The 17,543-nt window shown below is 69.6% G+C and carries 19 protein-coding genes; 9 read left to right on the forward strand and 10 right to left on the reverse strand.

The genetic code is table 11. The features are described 5' to 3' along the window. The first annotated feature begins 141 nt into the window (after positions 1-141). The 7 genes from A9G05_RS21305 to A9G05_RS21335 all read left to right on the forward strand — a co-directional run bounded on the left by A9G05_RS21305 (position 142) and on the right by A9G05_RS21335 (position 8,333). Entirely contained in the window at positions 142-810 is a 669-nt protein-coding gene (locus tag A9G05_RS21305; protein ID WP_069562851.1) for a TetR/AcrR family transcriptional regulator, read from the forward strand. Next, a complete protein-coding gene (locus tag A9G05_RS21310) occupies positions 810-1,409 on the forward strand; it encodes a YigZ family protein (RefSeq protein ID WP_069562852.1) in 600 nt (199 codons plus the stop codon). The genes A9G05_RS21305 and A9G05_RS21310 overlap by 1 nt, the downstream gene beginning before the upstream one ends. Then, positions 1,406-2,341, forward strand: a complete 936-nt coding sequence (locus A9G05_RS21315) for a LysR family transcriptional regulator (RefSeq protein WP_069562853.1) — start codon at positions 1,406-1,408, stop codon at positions 2,339-2,341. Before A9G05_RS21310 ends, A9G05_RS21315 begins: the two co-directional genes overlap by 4 nt. 299 nt (positions 2,342-2,640) lie before the next feature. Next, positions 2,641-3,474 (forward strand): nucleoside-binding protein, encoded by an 834-nt coding sequence (locus A9G05_RS21320; RefSeq protein ID WP_069562854.1) that lies wholly within the window; start codon positions 2,641-2,643, stop codon positions 3,472-3,474. A gap of 1,233 nt (positions 3,475-4,707) precedes the next feature. After that, positions 4,708-6,240, forward strand: coding sequence for an ABC transporter ATP-binding protein (locus tag A9G05_RS21325; RefSeq protein ID WP_069562855.1), 1,533 nt, complete (start codon positions 4,708-4,710; stop codon positions 6,238-6,240). A gap of 12 nt (positions 6,241-6,252) precedes the next feature. Next, positions 6,253-7,356: an ABC transporter permease gene (locus tag A9G05_RS21330; RefSeq protein ID WP_069562856.1), complete on the forward strand. Its 1,104-nt coding sequence runs from the start codon at positions 6,253-6,255 to the stop codon at positions 7,354-7,356. Positions 7,357-7,406: 50 nt separating this feature from the next. Continuing rightward, the gene (locus tag A9G05_RS21335) at positions 7,407-8,333 is read left to right on the forward strand and encodes an ABC transporter permease (protein WP_069562857.1); all 927 of its coding nucleotides are present in this window, start codon (positions 7,407-7,409) and stop codon (positions 8,331-8,333) included. Positions 8,334-8,345: 12 nt separating this feature from the next. Here the strand turns inward: A9G05_RS21335 and argE are convergent, their stop codons facing one another. The 10 genes from argE to A9G05_RS21385 form a co-directional block, all read right to left on the reverse strand. After that, complete coding sequence (gene argE, locus A9G05_RS21340) at positions 8,346-9,503, reverse strand: acetylornithine deacetylase (RefSeq protein WP_069562858.1); 1,158 nt, start codon at positions 9,501-9,503, stop codon at positions 8,346-8,348. Then, positions 9,496-10,173, reverse strand: a complete 678-nt coding sequence (locus tag A9G05_RS21345) for a DUF1028 domain-containing protein (protein WP_069562859.1) — start codon at positions 10,171-10,173, stop codon at positions 9,496-9,498. Before A9G05_RS21345 ends, argE begins: the two co-directional genes overlap by 8 nt. A gap of 9 nt (positions 10,174-10,182) precedes the next feature. Beyond that, positions 10,183-10,611, reverse strand: coding sequence for a RidA family protein (locus A9G05_RS21350; protein WP_044412869.1), 429 nt, complete (start codon positions 10,609-10,611; stop codon positions 10,183-10,185). 29 nt (positions 10,612-10,640) lie between these two features. Further along, entirely contained in the window at positions 10,641-11,915 is a 1,275-nt protein-coding gene (locus A9G05_RS21355; protein ID WP_069562860.1) for an NAD(P)/FAD-dependent oxidoreductase, read from the reverse strand. A 503-nt stretch (positions 11,916-12,418) separates the two neighbouring features. Continuing rightward, a complete protein-coding gene (locus A9G05_RS21360; RefSeq protein ID WP_069562861.1) occupies positions 12,419-12,973 on the reverse strand; it encodes a DUF3365 domain-containing protein in 555 nt (184 codons plus the stop codon). A 64-nt stretch (positions 12,974-13,037) separates the two neighbouring features. Next, entirely contained in the window at positions 13,038-13,226 is a 189-nt protein-coding gene (locus tag A9G05_RS21365; RefSeq protein WP_069562862.1) for a DUF2892 domain-containing protein, read from the reverse strand. Between the two features lie 12 nt (positions 13,227-13,238). After that, the gene (locus A9G05_RS21370) at positions 13,239-13,658 is read right to left on the reverse strand and encodes a YeeE/YedE family protein (protein WP_069562863.1); all 420 of its coding nucleotides are present in this window, start codon (positions 13,656-13,658) and stop codon (positions 13,239-13,241) included. A gap of 1 nt (position 13,659) precedes the next feature. Continuing rightward, complete coding sequence (locus tag A9G05_RS21375) at positions 13,660-14,094, reverse strand: YeeE/YedE family protein (protein WP_069562864.1); 435 nt, start codon at positions 14,092-14,094, stop codon at positions 13,660-13,662. Positions 14,095-14,254: 160 nt separating this feature from the next. After that, complete coding sequence (locus A9G05_RS21380) at positions 14,255-15,079, reverse strand: bifunctional 2-polyprenyl-6-hydroxyphenol methylase/3-demethylubiquinol 3-O-methyltransferase UbiG (RefSeq protein ID WP_069562865.1); 825 nt, start codon at positions 15,077-15,079, stop codon at positions 14,255-14,257. Positions 15,080-15,201: 122 nt separating this feature from the next. Then, the gene (locus A9G05_RS21385; RefSeq protein ID WP_069562866.1) at positions 15,202-15,498 is read right to left on the reverse strand and encodes a YceK/YidQ family lipoprotein; all 297 of its coding nucleotides are present in this window, start codon (positions 15,496-15,498) and stop codon (positions 15,202-15,204) included. 257 nt (positions 15,499-15,755) lie between these two features. Between A9G05_RS21385 and cydP the strand changes: the two genes are divergently transcribed. Both cydP and A9G05_RS21395 read left to right on the forward strand, forming a co-directional pair. Continuing rightward, positions 15,756-15,977 (forward strand): cytochrome oxidase putative small subunit CydP, encoded by a 222-nt coding sequence (gene cydP / locus A9G05_RS21390; RefSeq protein ID WP_139131215.1) that lies wholly within the window; start codon positions 15,756-15,758, stop codon positions 15,975-15,977. Further along, complete coding sequence (locus A9G05_RS21395) at positions 15,974-17,536, forward strand: cytochrome ubiquinol oxidase subunit I (protein WP_069562867.1); 1,563 nt, start codon at positions 15,974-15,976, stop codon at positions 17,534-17,536. Before cydP ends, A9G05_RS21395 begins: the two co-directional genes overlap by 4 nt. The last annotated feature ends 7 nt before the right edge of the window (positions 17,537-17,543 follow it).

The raw sequence follows: 17,543 nt of genomic DNA on the forward strand, positions 1-17,543 counted from the left end.
CCGCCGGGCCCCATGGACGCCCGCCACGCCGGCCGGTGCAGCAGCGACAAAACCGGCACCGATCCCGCCGTGCGGCTTGTCGGCGGGCCCGCGCTTGCGGTATCAGTGCATTCGCCCGCCCCTGAACTCCCTGGAAACACCATGACTGTCCTGGTTCCCGCCCACAGCCCCGCCGCCACCGGCAAACCTGCCGGCCGCATCCGCCAGAAGAACGAAGAGATCATCCTCGCCGCCGCCGAGGAGGAGTTCGCCAAGCACGGTTTCAAAGGCACCAGCATGAACGCCATCGCACTGCGCGCCGACCTGCCCAAGGCCAACCTGCACTACTACTTCAGCAACAAGCTGGGGCTCTACGTGGCGGTGCTGAGCAACATCCTCGAGCTGTGGGACAGCACCTTCAACACCCTCACCGCCGAGGACGACCCGGCCGAAGCGCTGGCCCGCTACATCCGCGCCAAGCTGGAGTTCTCCCGCCGCTACCCGCTGGCCTCGAAGATCTTCGCCATGGAAGTGATCAGCGGCGGCAACTGCCTCGACAAGTATTTCAACCAGGACTACCGCGACTGGTTCCGTGAGCGCGCCGCCGTGTTCGAGGCCTGGGTGGCCGCCGGCAAGCTGGACCCGGTGGACCCGATGCACCTGATCTTCCTGCTCTGGGGCAGCACCCAGCACTACGCCGACTTCGGCTCGCAGATCTGCCGCGTCAGCGGCCGCAAGCGCCTGACCAAGGACGACTACGAAGTCGCCGCCCAGACCCTCACCCACATCATCCTCAAGGGCTGCGGCCTGACGCCGCCGGCCAGCGCCTGATGCCCTTCACCCTGGCCGGGCCCTGCGAGTACCGCGAGGACATCCGCAAGAGCCGCTTCATCGCCCTCGCCGCGCCGGTCACCAGCGCGGCAGAGGCCCAGGCCTTCATCGCCACCCACAGCGACCCCGCCGCCAGCCACAACTGCTGGGCCTGGAAGGTGGGCGCGCAGTACCGCTTCAGCGACGACGGCGAACCCGGCGGCACCGCCGGGCGACCGATGCTCGCCGCCATCGAGGGCCAGGACATGGACCGCGTGGCGGTGCTGGTGATCCGCTGGTACGGCGGCATCCAGCTCGGCACCGGCGGCCTGGCGCGGGCCTACGGCGGCAGCGCCGCCAAGTGCCTGCAGGGCGGCGAACGCATCGAGCTGCTGGCGCTGCTGCGCCTGCGCGGGCACGTGGCCTTTGCCGAGCTGGCGCCGTTCAAGGCGCGCCTGGCCGAGCACCAGGCGCGGCTGGAAGACGAGGCCTACGACGCCGAAGGCGCCTGGCTGGAGCTGGCCCTGCCGGCGGAACGCCAGGCGGCCCTGCAGCAGGTGCTGGCCGACCTCAGCCGGGGCCGCAGCCAATTGCAACCGGTGGAGGAGGAGGCGCCGTGAGCGGCCGCCTGCGCATCCACTCCCCGGCCATCCTCTACTTCGACATGGTCCGGCGTTGCCACTCCATCCGCGAGGCGGCGCGCCGCCTCAACGTCGCCTCGTCGGCGGTGAACCGGCAGATCCTCAAGCTGGAGGACGAGCTGGGCACGCCGCTGTTCGAACGCCTGCCCGGCGGCCTGCGCCTGACCCCGGCCGGCGAGACCCTGTCGCGCCACGTCACCGTGGTGCTGCAGGACCTGGAACGGGTGCGCTCGGAACTGGACGCCATGCAGGGCCTGAGCACTGGCCACGTGGAGATCGCCACCGTCGAAGGCGTCACCCTCGACCTGCTGCCCCGCGTGCTCGACGCCATGCACACGCGCCATCCGCGCATCACCGTGGGCGTCACCACCCTGGGCTCCCAGGCCATCCCCGAGGCGGTGCTCAGCGGCGACGCCGACCTGGGCCTGGCCTTCGGCCTGCAACGCAGCGCCGAGCTGCAGCAGTTGTGCCTGGGGCACTTCCGCCTGGGCGCCATCGTCCCCGCCGGCCATCCCCTGGCCCGGAGCCAGGAGGTGGCCTTCGCCGCCTGTGCCGAACACCGGCTGATCCTCGCCAAACGCGAGCTGTCCCTGCACCACCAGATCGGCCCGCTGTTCCGCCGCCTGCGCCAGCCGGGCCTGCCGGTGCTGGAAAGCAGCTCCCTGGAGCTGGCCCGGCAGATGGTCAGGCGCGGACTGGGCATCGCCTTCCAGACCCGCATCGGCCTGGAGGCCGACCTCGCCAGCGGCGAGCTGCTGCACCTGCCGCTGACCGACCAGGGCGGCCTGCACAGCGACCTCGGCCTGTACATGCGCGCCGGGCGTCACCTGCCGGTGGCGGTGGACGCCTTCGCCCGGCTGATGGCCGAGGAGATCGCCCGCCGCGAGGGCGAGGAACCACCGCGCCTCTGAGCCGCCCCCGGTCAGCACCGCGTCGAACGGGTGCCGGCGCCGGCTTTCGGCGTCAGCCCATGCCCTCTGCCCACCCGCTCGACTTCTGCCCTTCACGCCAGCCTGCGCCCTTGAGCGCGCGGAACGCCCGCCGGGCTGGAGGCCGCGAAAATACTGACTTTCAGGTCAATTCAGCGCTGCCGTTCCGGCATCAGCCCGAGCGAAATACTGTTCTTTGGCGCACACCGGGCTTGTGCCGATACTGCGTCGCTCGGTGTCCGTACCGAACGGTCGATACCCACTCCACAGGAGCCACAACAATGAAAAAAGCACTGCAGGGAGCGTCGTTGGCACTGGCCTTCGTCATGGCCGGGGAGGCCAGCGCACTGGAATGGATGAACAACAGCCTGGGCTTCCGCTACGGCCAGCAGTTCACCAACCCCAACAACCCGGACAAGTTCGCCAAGCGCATCTACAGCTTCACCCACGCCAGCGGCTACCAGTACGGCAGCAACTTCTTCAACCTCGACGTGTTCCTCTCCGACAACCGCGACCCGCGCAAGGGCACCGACAACGGCGGCAGCGAGGTCTACGCCACTTACCGCCACCAACTGTTCGCCTCGCGGGTGTTCGACCAGCCCCTGGGCACCGGCCTGGTCAAGGACTACGCCTTCACCGCCGGCTTCGACGCCAGCCGCAACAACAACCGCGCCTCGGCGAAGAAGCGCGCCCTGGTGTTCGGCCCCACCCTCAAGTTCAACACCGTCGGTGTGCTCGACCTGAGCCTGCTCTACTACCGCGAGCGCAACCACAGCGGCATCCCCGGCGTGCGTCACGAGAACCTCACCTTCGACGGCACCTACAACCTCAACCTGACCTGGCTGCGGCCGTTCAAGGTGGGCGACCACGCGGCCAAGTTCCAGGGCTTCGTCAACCACATCGGGGAGAAGGGCGAGGACTACAACAACCGCGACACCGCCCCGGAAACCCTCATGCGCACCGCCCTGATGGTGGCCGCCCGCCCGGGCGACCGGGTGCAGCCCAACCTGTGGTTCGGCGTCGGCTACGAGTATTGGCACAACAAGTTCGGCGTGGACGGCGGGCGTGGCAGCCGCACCTCCACCCCGACCCTCAACCTCGAACTCAGCTTCTGAGCCCTCCCCGGCCCCGTGGTTCGGGTTTCAACCCGGGGCGCCTTCGCCGGCCATGCCCCGGGCTGAAGCCCGGGCTACGGGTGCCACCCGCAACGCCGTGGCGCAGACCGTAGCCCGGACTGTAGCCCGGACTTCAGTCCGGGGATTCCACACACCAGGCCCTGGGCCTCAACCTGAAAAACCTTCGCCAGCCCACCCCGGGCTGAAGCCCGGGCTACAGGTGCCACCCGCAACGCCGAGGCCCGGACTGTAGCCCGGACTTCAGTCCGGGGATTCCACACACCAGGCCCTGGGCTTCAACCTGATAACCCTTCGCCAGCCCACCCCCGGGCTGAAGCCCGGGCTACGGGTGCCACCCGCAACGCCGAGGCCCGGACCGTAGCCCGGACTTCAGTCCGGGGATTCCACACTCCGGGCCTTGAGCTTCAACCTGAAAACCCTTCGCCAGCCCATCCCTGGGCTGAAGCCCGGGCTACGGGTGCCACCCGCAACGCCGAGGCATAGGCCGTAGCCCGGACTTCAGTCCGGGGATTCCACACTCCGGGCCCTGGGGGCTTCAACCTGGAAATCCTTCGCCAGCCCATCCCTGGGCTGAAGCCCAGGCTACGGGTGCCACCCGCAACGCCGTGGCATAGGCCGTAGCCCGGACTTCAGTCCGGGGATTCCACACACCGAGCCTTGAGCTTCAACCTGGAAATCCTGCGCCAGCCAGTCCCTGGGCTGAAGCCCAGGCTACGGGTGCCGCCTGCCGCTTCCGGTGATCCGGAACCGCCCACAAAAGCCGGGGACAAGCCTGTGGATAACCTTTGCAAAGGTGGCGCCGGGCTATGTGCCGTGGTGCCTGCCGCCGGCTGATCAAATAACGACCACCCTGCCCTGCGCCCAAATGGCGCACGCAAGGGCTTGACAGGCATGGATTAATTTCGCTTGGGAATAAGGCACCGCGCCAGCATCCCGTCGAGGTGCCCCGTGCTCGCCCACAATAACCGTGGACAGACCTGTGGATAACCTTGGGAATAACTGCGCCGGCCCTGCTGCGCCAAGGCCTGCGCCGCCCTGATCGAAAAACCGCCACAACGGTGCGCCAGCCCACCGTCCACGCCCCATTTGCGTGCAACCTCCGCGCGGCCCTGACACTCCGTCGTCACGCCGCCTCAAGGTCGGCGCGCTTTCTGACCCGGTGGCCAGCTTTTTGCTTTGGCAGGGCCAGCTGATTGATCGAGTGAAGCCCCCATGACCGCCTCCCCTCCCCGCCTGGAACTCCTGGGCATCACCAAGCGCTACCCCGGCTGCCTGGCCAACGACCGCGTCGACCTGGCCATCGCCCCCGGGGAGATCCATGCCCTGCTGGGCGAGAACGGTGCCGGCAAGAGCACACTGATGAAGATCATCTACGGCGTGGTGCAGCCCGATGCCGGCGAGATCCGCTGGCAGGGCGAGACGCGGCGGGTGCGCGACCCGGCCCAGGCCCGCGCCCTGGGCATCGGCATGGTGTTCCAGCACTTCTCGCTGTTCGAGACCCTCACCGTGGCCGAGAACATCGCCCTGGCGCTGGGCCGCGAGGCGGGCACGCCCAGGCAGCTGGAGGCGCGCATCCGCGAGGTGTCGCAGCGCTATGGCATGGCCCTGGAACCGGGGCGGCTGGTGCATGCGCTGTCCATCGGCGAGCGCCAGCGGGTGGAGATCGTCCGCTGCCTGATGCAGGACATCCGCCTGCTGATCCTCGATGAGCCCACCTCGGTGCTGACCCCGCAGGAAGCCGAGGAGCTGTTCGTCACCCTGCGCCGGCTGGCGGCCGAGGGCTGCAGCATCCTCTTCATCAGCCACAAGCTGGCCGAGGTGCGGGCGCTCTGCCACAGCGCCACGGTGCTGCGCGGTGGCCGTGTCTCCGGCCAGTGCATCCCGGCCGTGTGCAGCGACCTGGAACTGGCGCGGCTGATGGTGGGCGATGCCGAGGGGCTGGTGGCGCAGTACCCCAAGGTCAGCGGCGGCGCGCCCTTCCTGCACCTGGAGGGCCTCGACTGGCACAACCCCGACCCGTTCGGCGTGTCGCTGAAAGCCATCGGCCTGGAGGTGCGCAGCGGCGAGATCGTCGGCATCGCCGGGGTGGCCGGCAACGGCCAGGACGAGCTGCTGGCGCTGCTCTCCGGTGAGGCCCGGCTGCCGCCGGCCAAGGCGGCGGCGGTGCGTTTCGCCGGGCAGGCGGTGGGCCAGTTGCCGCCGGATGCGCGGCGCGCCCGGGGCCTGGCCTTCGTGCCCGCCGAGCGCCTGGGGCACGGCGCGGTGCCGGAACTGTCCCTGGCGGACAACGCGCTGCTCACCGCCTCGCGCCAGGGCCTGCTGCGCCACGGCCTGGTGCGCCGGGGCCGGGTGCTGGCCTTCGCCGAGGAAGTGATCCGCCGCTTCGCGGTGAAGACCCCGGACGCCCACAGCGCCGCCCGCAGCCTCTCCGGCGGCAACCTGCAGAAGTTCATCCTCGGCCGCGAGATCCTCCAGCAACCCAGGCTGCTGGTGGCCGCGCACCCCACCTGGGGCGTGGACGTGGGCGCGGCGGCGGCCATCCACCGCGCGCTGATCGCGCTGCGGGATGCCGGCGCGGCGATCCTGGTGATCTCCGAGGACCTGGACGAGCTGTTCCAGATCAGCGACCGCATCGGTGCGCTGTGCAGCGGCGAGCTGTCGGCGCTCAAGCCGGTGCCAGACACCACCGCCCAGGAGGTCGGCCGCTGGATGGCCGGCCGCTTCGATTCGCCCCAAGCCGCCTGACCCGGAGCCCCCATGCTGTTATCCCTCGTTCCCCGCACCCAGCCCTCGCGCGCGATGCTGGTGCTCTCCCCGGTGCTGGCCGGCCTGCTGACACTGGCCTGCGGCTCGCTGCTGTTCCTGGCCCTGGGCAAGGACCCGCTGGAAACCCTGCACACCCTGCTGATCGCCCCGGTGAGCGACCTCTACGGCGTCTCCGAGCTGCTGGTGAAGGCGCTGCCCATCCTGCTCTGCGCCCTGGGCCTGGCCGTGGCCTACCAGGCGCGTGTGTGGAACATCGGCGCCGAGGGCCAGTTGCTGGTCGGCGCCCTGGCCGGCAGCGCGCTGGCGGTCCACGTCATCGATTGGGAAAGCCGCTGGGCGCTGGTGCTGGTGCTGGCCGCCGGCACCCTCGCCGGGGCCGTCTGGGGCGCGCTGGCGGCCTGGCTGCGCACGCGCTTCAACGCCAACGAGATCCTCACCACCATCATGCTCAACTACGTGGCGCTGAACCTGCTGCTGTATGCGGTGCACGGGCCGCTGAAGGACCCGGGCGGCTTCAACTTCCCCGAGTCGGCCATGTTCGGCGACGCCACCCGCCTGCCGCCGGTGTTCGAGGACCTGCGCCTGCACATCGGCCTGTACTTCGCCCTGCTGGCGCTGGTGGCGGTGTGGGTGCTGCTGCACAGGAGCTTCCTTGGCTTCCAGATCAAGGTGCTGGGCCTGGACAGGCGCGCGGCCGGCTTCGTCGGCTTCCGCGAGCGGCGCCTGGTGTGGCTGGTGCTGCTGCTCAGCGGCGGCCTGGCGGGCCTGGCCGGGGTCGGCGAGGTCACCGGGCCCATCGGCCAGTTGGTGCCGCAGGTGTCGCCTGGCTACGGCTACGCGGCCATTACCGTGGCCTTCCTCGGTCGCCTGAACCCGTTCGGCATCCTCGCCGCCGGCCTGCTGATGGCGCTGCTCTATCTGGGTGGCGAGAACGCGCAGATGGCCCTGAACCTGCCGCAGTCCCTCACCCAGCTGTTCCAGGGAATGATGCTGTTCTTCCTGCTCGCCTGCGACCTGCTGATCCTCTACCGCCCGCGCCTGACGGCCCGCTGGACGCTGCGCACGACGGCCCGCGCACGCGGAGCCCTGGCATGACCCTCTCCTCTCTTCCTGACGCGCGGCTCGCCGCCCGAGGCTTCTGACCCATGGATCTCGATCTGCTGACCAACATCCTCTTCGCCATGGTCCGCTGCGGCACGCCGCTGCTGCTGGTGGCCCTGGGCGAGCTGGTGTGTGAAAAGAGCGGTGTGCTCAACCTCGGCCAGGAGGGAATGATGCTGTTCGGCGCGGTGGTGGGCTTCATCGCCGCCATCGGCACCGGCAGCCTCTGGCTCGGGGTGCTCGCGGCGATGGCCGCCGGGGTGCTGCTGGCGGCGCTGTTCGCCCTGGTGGCGCTGGGCTGCAACGCCAACCAGGTGGCCACTGGGCTGGCGCTGACCATCTTCGGCATCGGCCTGTCGTCCTTCGTCGGCGCGGCCTGGGTGGGCAAGCCGCTGGCAGGCTTCGAGCCGCTGGCGATCCCGCTGCTGAGTGCGCTGCCGGTGCTGGGCAAGGTGCTGTTCAGCCAGGACCTGATGGTCTACCTGTCCTTCGTGCTGTTCGCGCTGATCGCCTGGGCCCTGCTGAAGAGCCGCATCGGTCTGGTGCTGCAGGCGGTGGGCGAGAACCCCGACGCGGCCAGCGCGATGGGCCTGCCGGTGCTGCGGGTGCGCACCCTGGCGGTGTTGTTCGGCGGGGCGATGGCGGGCATGGCCGGGGCCTACCTGTCCCTGGCGTACACGCCGATGTGGGCGGAGAACATGACCGCCGGGCGCGGCTGGATCGCCCTGGCGCTGGTGGTGTTCGCCAGTTGGCGGGTGTTCCGCGTGCTGCTGGGCGCCTACCTGTTCGGCCTGGCCAGCATCCTGCACCTGGTGGCCCAGGGCGTGGGGCTCGCCATCCCGGCCAACCTGCTGGCGATGCTGCCCTACGTGGCGACCATCCTGGTGCTGGTGCTGCTCTCCCGCGATGCGCTGCGCACCCGCCTGTTCGCCCCGGTGTCCCTCGGCCAGCCCTGGAAGGGCGGGCACTGAGGGCGCGGTGGTTCAGGCCCACAGGTGCTCGGCCAGGCGCAGCAGCATGGTGTCGCAGGCTTCCAGTTGGGCGAGGGTGACGAATTCGTCGGGCTTGTGGCCCTGGTCCATGCTGCCGGGGCCGCAGACCACGGTGGGGATGCCGGCCTCGTGGAACAGCCCGCCTTCGGTGCCGAAGGCCACGGTGCCGAAGTCCCGCGAGCCGCTGATCAGCGCCACCAGTTCGGCCGCTTCGCTGGCGGCGTCGGTGGCCAGGCCCGGGTAGCTGCCCAGGGGCTCGAAGCGGATGCCGGTGCCCGGCTGCACGGCCTGCATGCGCGGCACCAGCTCGGTCTGGGCGTAACGGTCCAGGCGCGTCGCCACCTGCTGGGCGTCGAAGCCCGGCAGGGCGCGCACCTCGAAGTCGAAGCGGCATTCGGCGGGGACGATGTTCAACGCCCGGCCGCCCTCGATCAGCCCGGTCTGCACGGTGGTATACGGCGGGTCGAAACGCGGGTCGTGGTGCTCGGGGCGGGCCAGCTCTTCGCCGATCTCGCCGAGGTGGCCGATCAGCCGCGCGGCGTATTCGATGGCATTCACCCCCTGCGGCGCGTAGGCGGAATGGCAGGCGGCGCCGTGCACCTGGCAGCGCATGGCCAGCTTGCCCTTGTGGCCGAGCACCGGGCGCAGTTCGGTGGGCTCGCCGATCAGGCACAGGCGCGGCCGGTTGGGCCGCTGGGCGAGGGCGTCGAGCATAGAACGCACGCCCAGGCAGCCCACTTCCTCGTCGTAGGAGAACGCCAGGTGCACCGGCAGGCGCAGCGGCTGGGCGAGGAAGGCCGGGACGGCGGCCAGCACCGAGGCGATGAAGCCCTTCATGTCGGCGGTGCCGCGCCCGTAGAGGCGGCCCTCGCTTTCGCTGAGGCGGAACGGGTCGCGGGTCCAGGCCTGGCCGTCCACCGGGACCACGTCGGTGTGCCCGGACAGCACCACCCCGCCCCGGTCGGTGGGGCCGAGGGTGGCGAAGAGGTTGGCCTTGGTGCCCTCGGCATTGAGGAACAGCTCGCTGGTCACGCCCTGGCCGGCGAGGTAGTCACGGATGAAGCCGATCAGCGCCAGGTTGGAGTCGCGGCTGACGGTGGGGAACGCCACCAGCCGCTCCAGCAGGTCGAGGCTGGTGGCGTCACTCATCCCCGGGCACTCCGTAGCTGGGCGCCGCCGTCGGGTCCAGGGCGCGGGTGATGTAGTCCTGCTGCTGCGGGGCATAGGCCTGCCAGAGCCCGGCGAGCACGCCGATGGGGTCGTGCTCGGCCCAGTCCACCCGCAGGTCGACGAGGGGCCAGGTGAGGTCGCCCATCACCTTGAGCGCTGCCGAGTGCACCGGGCCGGCTTCGCCCCCGGCGGCCATGGCCGCCTGCATGGCGCCGAGCAGGCGCTCGGCCAGTTGCCCTTCGGAGGTTTCGAAGGCGCGCACCATGGCGTCGATCACCGCCGGGTCGGACAGCAGGTTGCCGGCGGCCACGCACTGCTCGCCGGCCACGGCATTGTGCAGGCCGAGGGCTTCGCTGCCGCTGAACAGCGCGGTGCGGCCCTGGCCGTCGATGACCGTCACCTGGCGGTACTGGCTCCAGCCGTTGGCGCCCAGGGCCCGGTCGAGGGCGGCCTGGGGCGTGAGGTGCTGGGCGTCCAGCAGGTCGAGGATCTGCGGCCCCAGGGCCGGCAGGGTGACGTTCTGCGTGGCCACCGCCCCCACCCCGGCACGCACCCAGGGGCAGCGCGCGCCGACGGCGATGCTGGAGGAACTGATGGCGATGCCCAGTTGCCCGGTTTCCGCGCAACGGCCGACGATGGAAAAGGTCATGGGAGCTCCTTAGCGGGTGGCCTGCCAGTCATCGGGGATCACGGCGATCACGTCGATCTCCATCAGCCACTGGGGCTGGCCGAGGGCCGAGACCACCAGGCCGGTGGAGATGGGGAACACGCCCTTGAGCCACTTGCCCACCTCCTGGTAGACCGGCTCGCGGTAGCGCGGGTCGATCAGGTAGGTGGTGGTCTTGACGATGTGGGAGAGGTCGCTGCCGGCCTCTTCGAGCAGTTGCTTGACGTTCTTCATGGCCTGCTCGGCCTGGGCCCGGGGGTCGCCCAGGCCCACCAGGTTGCCGTCGAAATCGGTGCCCACCTGGCCGCGCACGTAGACGGTGTTGCCGGCGCGGACGGCCTGGCAGAGGTCGTTGTCCAGGGTCTGGTTGGGGTAGGTGTCGCGGGTGTTGAACATGCGGATGCGGGTATGGGTCGGCATGGCGGTGTCCTTGGCGTCGGGTTCGGGGCTCAGCCCTGACGGCGCTGGGCGGCGTCGTGGTAGGCGAGGTACTTGCGCTGGGTGGCGATCTGGTCGGCCACGTGCTTGGCATCGTGCCAGACGCCCCAGATGAACGAGGAACCCCGGCGCGACAGCCAAGGCAGGCCGAGGAAGTAGACCCCCGGTTCGCTGGACACGCCGCGCTGGTGGCGGGGCTTGCCCTGGGCGTCGAAGGCGTCCACCTGCAGCCAGCTGTAGTCGGTGGCGAAGCCAGTGGCCCAGATGATGGCGCCGATGCCGGCGGCGGCCAGGTCCAGTTCGAGGATCGGCTCGCGCACGCAGGCCGGGTCGGGGCGCATGCGGCGGGCTTCGGGCTCGGTCGGCAGGTCCAGGCCGTTGCGCTCGATGTAGGCATCGGCGGCGTCCAGCAGGGCCAGGTAGTTCTCGTCGCCCCGGGCGAGGTTGTCGGCCAGGTCGCTGGCGAAGCGGACGGTGCCGCCGTCGAAGGCCTGGGTCAGCCCCACCAGGGTGATGCCCTGTTCGGCGAGGGCGCGGAAGTCCACGGTGTGGCCGCCCCGGGCGCCGCTGACGGCGATGGTGACGTGTTCGCGGCCGGGCTTCATGGCCTGCTGGTCCCACTCGCCGAGCACCCCCAGCCACCAGCAGAAGTCGCGGCCACGGTAGCTGCGCGGCGGTCGGTCGTGGGCGCCGACGGAGAGGTAGACCTGCTTGCCGGCGCGCTGCAGCTCATCGGCGATCTGCACGCCGGAAGAGCCGGCGCCCACCACCAGCACGGCGCCTGCGGGCAGTTGGCCGGGGTTGCGGTAGTCGGCGGAGTGCAGTTGCACCAGGGTCTCGCTGCGCGGGGCGATGGCGGGGATCACCGGGCGCTGGAAGGGGCCGGTGGCGGCGACGACATGACGGGCCTGGATCACGCCGTCGGAGGTCTCCACGCGGAACCCCGGCTGGCCGGCATTACGCACCACGCGGGTGACTTCGACGCCGGTGCGCACCGGCACTTCGAAGCGCTGCACGTAGGCTTCGAAGTAGTCCGCCACCTGCTCCTTGGTGGCGAAGGCGTCGGGGGACATGCCCTCGAATTCCATGCCGGGGAAACGGTCGTGCCAGACCGGGCCGTTGGCCACCAGGGAATCCCAGCGCTGGGAGCGCCAGCGTTCGGTGATGCGGTCGCGCTCCAGCACCAGGTGGGGCACGCCGAGCCGGGTCAGGTGCTCGCTCATGGCGATGCCGGCCTGGCCCGCGCCGACGATCAGGGTGTCGATTTCAGTCTGTCCAACGGTCATGGTCGGTGTCCTTCTGCTGGGCGGTTTTCGGCTCTTGGAATTGCAGGCCGCTCAGGGCCGGCGGAGAACGATGGACAAGGCGCAGAGGGATGAACCGGGCAGGCGGGCACGAGGCCGTTGGAGGCTGGAATCACGCACGCTGCACCCCGGCTCGACCGTCTGTGCGGTCTGGCTTTCGTTCGGGTCGGGCAGATGGTGCGCCAGCTTCCAGGCCAGGAAAATTATTAAAAATATGCTCGCTGCCCATGAAAAAACTCGGCAACGGCGCGGGGTTGGGGCGGCGGTGTAGGCGCGTTTGATGCGGTTCGCGTAGCTCACCGCATCCTGCGGGTGAGGCACGGAGCGGCCGTGGGATGGGCTGCGCTGTGCGAAGCCCATCGGGGCGGGGGCGGCGTGGGGCGATGCGGTTCGCCGAGCTCACCGCATCCTACGGGGGCACGGAGCGGCCGTGGGATGGGCTGCGCTGTGCGAAGCCCATCGGGGCGGGGCACGGAGCGGGCGGGTCAACCTTCGTCGGCGACGGGGCGGCGCAGGGTGAAGGCGCCACGCAGCTCGCCTTCACGGAAGCCGGTGGCCTGGTCGTCGGGGTAGCGCTCGCGGATCAGGCGGGCCAGCTTCGGCTCGACCTGGGTGCCGTGGCAAGCGAGGCAGGGCACGCCGGTGGCGATGGGCTTCATCACCCGCACTTCACCATCGACCACCTCGGCGCGCTGCATGCCGGCCAGGGGTTCACCGGCCTGGGCGCGGCGGGCGAAGTCCTCCAGTACCTGGCGCTCCCAGGCGTCCGGGACGTTGGCCGGGTTGCGCACCTTGAGGGCGGTGCGGCCGACGCGCCAGCCGTCCTGCCCGTGGGCCTCGGCGATGCCGGGGGCGAGGGTCTGGCAGGCCGTCACGGCCTGGGCCGGGCCGCCCTGGCGCATGGCGCCCTGGACGGTCTCCAGCAGGTGCTTCTGGAACGCCGGGATCAGCGCGGCACCTTCGGCAATGCGGGCGTCGAGGCTCTCGGCCTGGGCGCTGGCGCACAGCCCCAGGCAGGCGGCGAACAGGGGGTAACGCATGACGAACTCCTTGGCCGCGTCGCAGCAGCGATCCTTAGCGGCGGTGGTGAAAGGACGCAAACGCTCAGCGGCGCGTGCAGGTGTTGATGCCCAGCAGCGGGTAGGCCGGGCAGAAACGGAACAGCCCGGTGAGCAGCGGGACGATGCCGATATACCCCCAGGTGCCGATCACGCCGAACACCGCGAGGGCGATCAGCAGCAGGCCAGCGACGAGGCGCAGGGTGCGGTCGAGGGTTCCAATGTTGGGGGTCATGGCGGGTCTCCTTCAGTGGCCGCGCGGGCGATCCAGCGCGGTGAACAGCGCCATGCCGGCGAGCATGGCGGCAACGAACAACAGCACCTGCCAGTGGCCGGTCAGCAGCAGCGCCACTGCCGGGCCGGGGCAGATGCCGGCGATGCCCCAGCCGATGCCGAACAGCAGGCTGCCGCCGATCAGGCGGCGGTCGAGGTCGCGGCGCTCGGGCAGGCGCATGGGCTCGCCCAGCAGCGAGCGGTCCTGCCGCCGGGCCCAGGTCATGGGCAGCAGGGCGGCGCCGATGGCACCGGCCATCACCAAGGCCAGGGACGGGTCCCAGGCGCCGGCCAGGTCGAGGAAGCCGAGTACCTTGGCCGGGTCGGCCATGCCGGCCAGCAGCAGGCCGAGGCCGAACACCAGGCCGGCGAGGAATGCGCTGAGGCGGTTCATCTCAGGCCCCCAGCACATGGCGGATGACGAAGACGCTGGCAAAGCCGCTGGCCATGAAGCAGGCCACTGCCACCAGGGAGCGCGGCGACAGCCGCGACAGGCCGCAGACGCCGTGGCCACTGGTGCAGCCGGCGCCATAGCGCGTGCCCACTCCCACCAGCAGGCCGGCCGCCACCAGGCCAAGGGCGCCCGTCTGGAACTGCGGTTGCGGCCACTGGCCCAGCAGGCCCCAGAGCAAGGGGGCGAGCAGCAGGCCGAGGAGGAACAGGGCCTTCTCGCCCCGCCCCTCGCTGCCCGTTTGCAGCAGCGCGCCCAGCAGGCCGCTGATGCCGGCGATGCGCCCGTTGAAGGCGGCGAAGGCGCCCGCCGCCAGGCCGATCAGCACGCCACCGGCCAAGGCGGAGCCGGGGGTGAAGGCCATCCAGTCGATGTGCATGGGGTCTCCTCGTTGACCATCAGGCGCAGCGTTCTCGCTCGCCAATATACCCATAGGGGTATTTAGCTACAGCGCAAACGTGCCGGCAAGCGGCCGTTTCGCCGCAGCGGATGAACGGTCAAGGAGAAAGGCGGAGCCCCGGAGGGCTCCCGAGGCAGGCTCAGCCGCGCTTGACGGCCTGGAGGGTGTAGCTGAGGGGCAGGCGGTCGGGGGCTTCGCTGAGGCGCCATTCGCCGCCGCTGACGCGGTGCATGCGCCCTGGCAGGGCCTCCCAGGGCAGGCTGCGGTGTTCTTCCAGCCCGGTGAGGGTCATGCCGTTCTCCAACAGTGCGGTGATGATCTCGCCGAGGCCGTGGTTCCACTCGTGGGTACGGGTGGCGGTGAGGGGGCGGTCGGTTTCGACGTAGCTGCTGGCGTCGTCCCAGATCATCGGTTCGGGGCGTTCGAAGTAGGGGTATTCGATCACCAGGCCGTCGGTACGCTCCTCGTTCACGGTCCACAACATGGGGTGCCCGTCGCGGATGAACAGCCAGCCGCCAGGCTTGAGCAAGGCTGCAACGGTACGCGCCCAGTCGCGGATGCTGGGCAGCCAGCAGAGGGCGCCGATGCCGGTGTAGACGAAGTCGAAGCTGGCACGGGGCAGCACGCTGTCGGCGGAGCAGACCTCGGCCTCGACGAACTCCAGCGGGGCATCGCAGCGCCGTGCCAGTTCGCGGGCCTGTTCGAGGGACATGGGGGAGAAGTCGAGGCCGGTCATGCGGGCGCCGAGGCGCGCCAGGGAAAGGGTGTCGGTGCCGATATGGCACTGCAGGTGCACGCCGCGCAGGCCGACGATGTCGCCGAGGCGCGGCTGGTCGAAGCGCACCACGTCGGAGAGGTGGCCGGGGTCTCTGACGAAGCGCTCCACCTGGTAGTCCGCCGAGGCGGCGTGCAGGGGGGCGCGGTCATCCCAGTTGGCGCGATTGAGGTCCAGGTATCCGTTCATGGGGTCTTCCTGTCTTCCGTGAAGGCTGTCGATGCTGCGCCTCGGGGGCGCCTCCGTCCATATACCGGCGACGGCGGGTACTGTCGGATTAAGCTGCAGTCGATGACGTGCGCGCTGTAAGGCTATAAGTGCGAGGCCGAGTAGGCGTCCCAGGGCAGCAGTACGGTATCCACGGCGGCGTCCACCGGAATGGAGACGACGGTGGCCACCGGGCAGATCACGCTGAGCCAGCAGGCCAGCGAGACATAGCCACCGTAGCCGGGGTACAGGTCGAAGCTGAGCAGCATGACGTCGGCCTTCACACCCTTGTAGTAGTCGTGGCCGATCAGCCCGCTCGGGGTGTGCCTGTCGGCGCGGCCGAGCAAGGTACCGCAGCCGCTCAGCACCAGGCAGGTGAGTAGGGTGATGAGGGTTCGCATGGTCCGTCACGTCAGGAGTGGATGGGGGCGCAGCCTACCCCATCGGCGCTGCTTCGGTCCGTGAACGGCTGCGACATCTCGACACGTCGAGGCGACCGGCGTTCGTCCTGACACCGTCTACAGGCCGCACCGCGCTTGACACTCGCCACGACTGGCCATGCCGGCACTGCGACATCCAGCCGCATTACCCACACCTTGTGCAGGGAGATGTTCGGGGTCAAGAATAGGGCGCATTCATACCCCAAGGGGTATCCGGCATGTACACACGTCGTACGCTCATGTCCTCGCGCACCCTGGTCAGGGAAATCACCTGCATCCTGCTGATCAAGCTCCTGCTGCTCTGGGGCATCAAGACGCTCTGGTTCGACGCCCCCACGGTCCCCCGTGACGGCGCATCACGCACGGCCGCCCGCCTGCTCGACGCGCCCACGCCCCCTTCCGCATCCCCCCACCCATCCACTGAGGAGAGCCCGAGATGATCACGGAAGCAGTCGTCGATCTATCGCGCCTGCAGTTCGCTCTGACTGCGATGTACCACTTCCTGTTCGTGCCCCTGACGCTCGGCCTGTCGTTCCTGCTGGCGATCATGGAGTCGGTGTACGTGATGACCGGCAAGCAGGTGTACAAGGACATGACGCAGTTCTGGGGCAAGCTGTTCGGCATCAACTTCGCCCTCGGCGTCACCACCGGGCTGACCATGGAGTTCCAGTTCGGCACCAACTGGGCCTACTACAGCCACTATGTGGGGGACATCTTCGGGGCGCCGCTGGCCATCGAGGGCCTGATGGCGTTCTTCCTCGAATCCACCTTCATCGGCCTGTTCTTCTTCGGCTGGGACCGCCTCACCCGCGTGCAGCACCTGACTGTGACCTGGCTGGTGGCGCTGGGCTCGAACCTTTCGGCGCTGTGGATCCTGATCGCCAACGGCTGGATGCAGAACCCGGTGGGCGCGGAGTTCAACTTCGAGACCATGCGCATGGAGCTGACCGACTTCGGCGCCCTGCTGTTCAACCCGGTGGCCCAGGTCAAGTTCGTCCACACCGTGGCGGCCGGCTACGTGACCGGTGCGATCTTCGTGCTGGCGATCTCCAGCTGGTACCTGCTGAAGAAGCGCGACCTGGGCTTCGCCCGCCGCTCCTTCGCCATCGCCTCGGCCTTCGGCCTGGCGTCGATCCTCTCGGTGATCGTGCTGGGCGACGAGTCCGGCTACGAGATCGGCGACGTGCAGAAGACCAAGCTGGCGGCCATCGAGGCCGAGTGGGATACCCACCCGGCACCGGCAGGCTTCACCCTGTTCGGCATTCCCGACCAGGAGGCCATGCGCACCGACTACGCCATCCGGATTCCCTATGCGCTGGGGCTGATCGCCACCCGTTCGCTGGACAAGGAGGTCACCGGCATCAAGGACCTGCTGGTGCAGCACGAGGCACGCATCCGCAATGGCATGAAGGCTTACGCGCTGCTGGAGCAACTGCGCGGCGGTGACCGCAGCGAGGCCACCCTGGCGGCCTTCAACGCGGTGAAGCTGGACCTGGGCTACGGCCTGCTGCTGAAGAAGTACACCGACAAGGTGGTGGACGCGACCGACGAGCAGGTGCGCCAGGCCAGCCTGGACACCATCCCCGATGTGCTTTCGCTGTTCTTCAGCTTCCGCATCATGGTGGCTGCCGGCTTCCTCATGCTGGCGCTGTTCGCCTGTGCCTTCTGGGCCTCGGCGCGCAAGAACGAGGAGCGCAAACCCTGGCTGCTGAAGTGGGCGCTGTGGAGCCTGCCGCTGCCATGGATCGCCGCGCAGACCGGCTGGTACGTGGCCGAGCACGGCCGCCAGCCGTGGTCCATCGGCGAGGTGCTGCCGACGCACCTGTCGGCGTCGAGCCTGAGTGCCGGCGATGTGTGGGGCTCGCTGACCGCGCTGATCGCCTTCTACAGCCTGCTGCTGGTGGTGGAGATGTACCTGATGATCCGCTTCGCGCGGCTCGGGCCCTCCAGCCTGCACACCGGGCGCTACCACTTCGAGCAACAACCGGCCGCTGCCTGAGGAGACC

The sequence above is a fragment of the Pseudomonas sp. ENNP23 genome (genome assembly GCF_001728945.1).
Lineage (GTDB): Bacteria > Pseudomonadota > Gammaproteobacteria > Pseudomonadales > Pseudomonadaceae > Metapseudomonas > Metapseudomonas otitidis.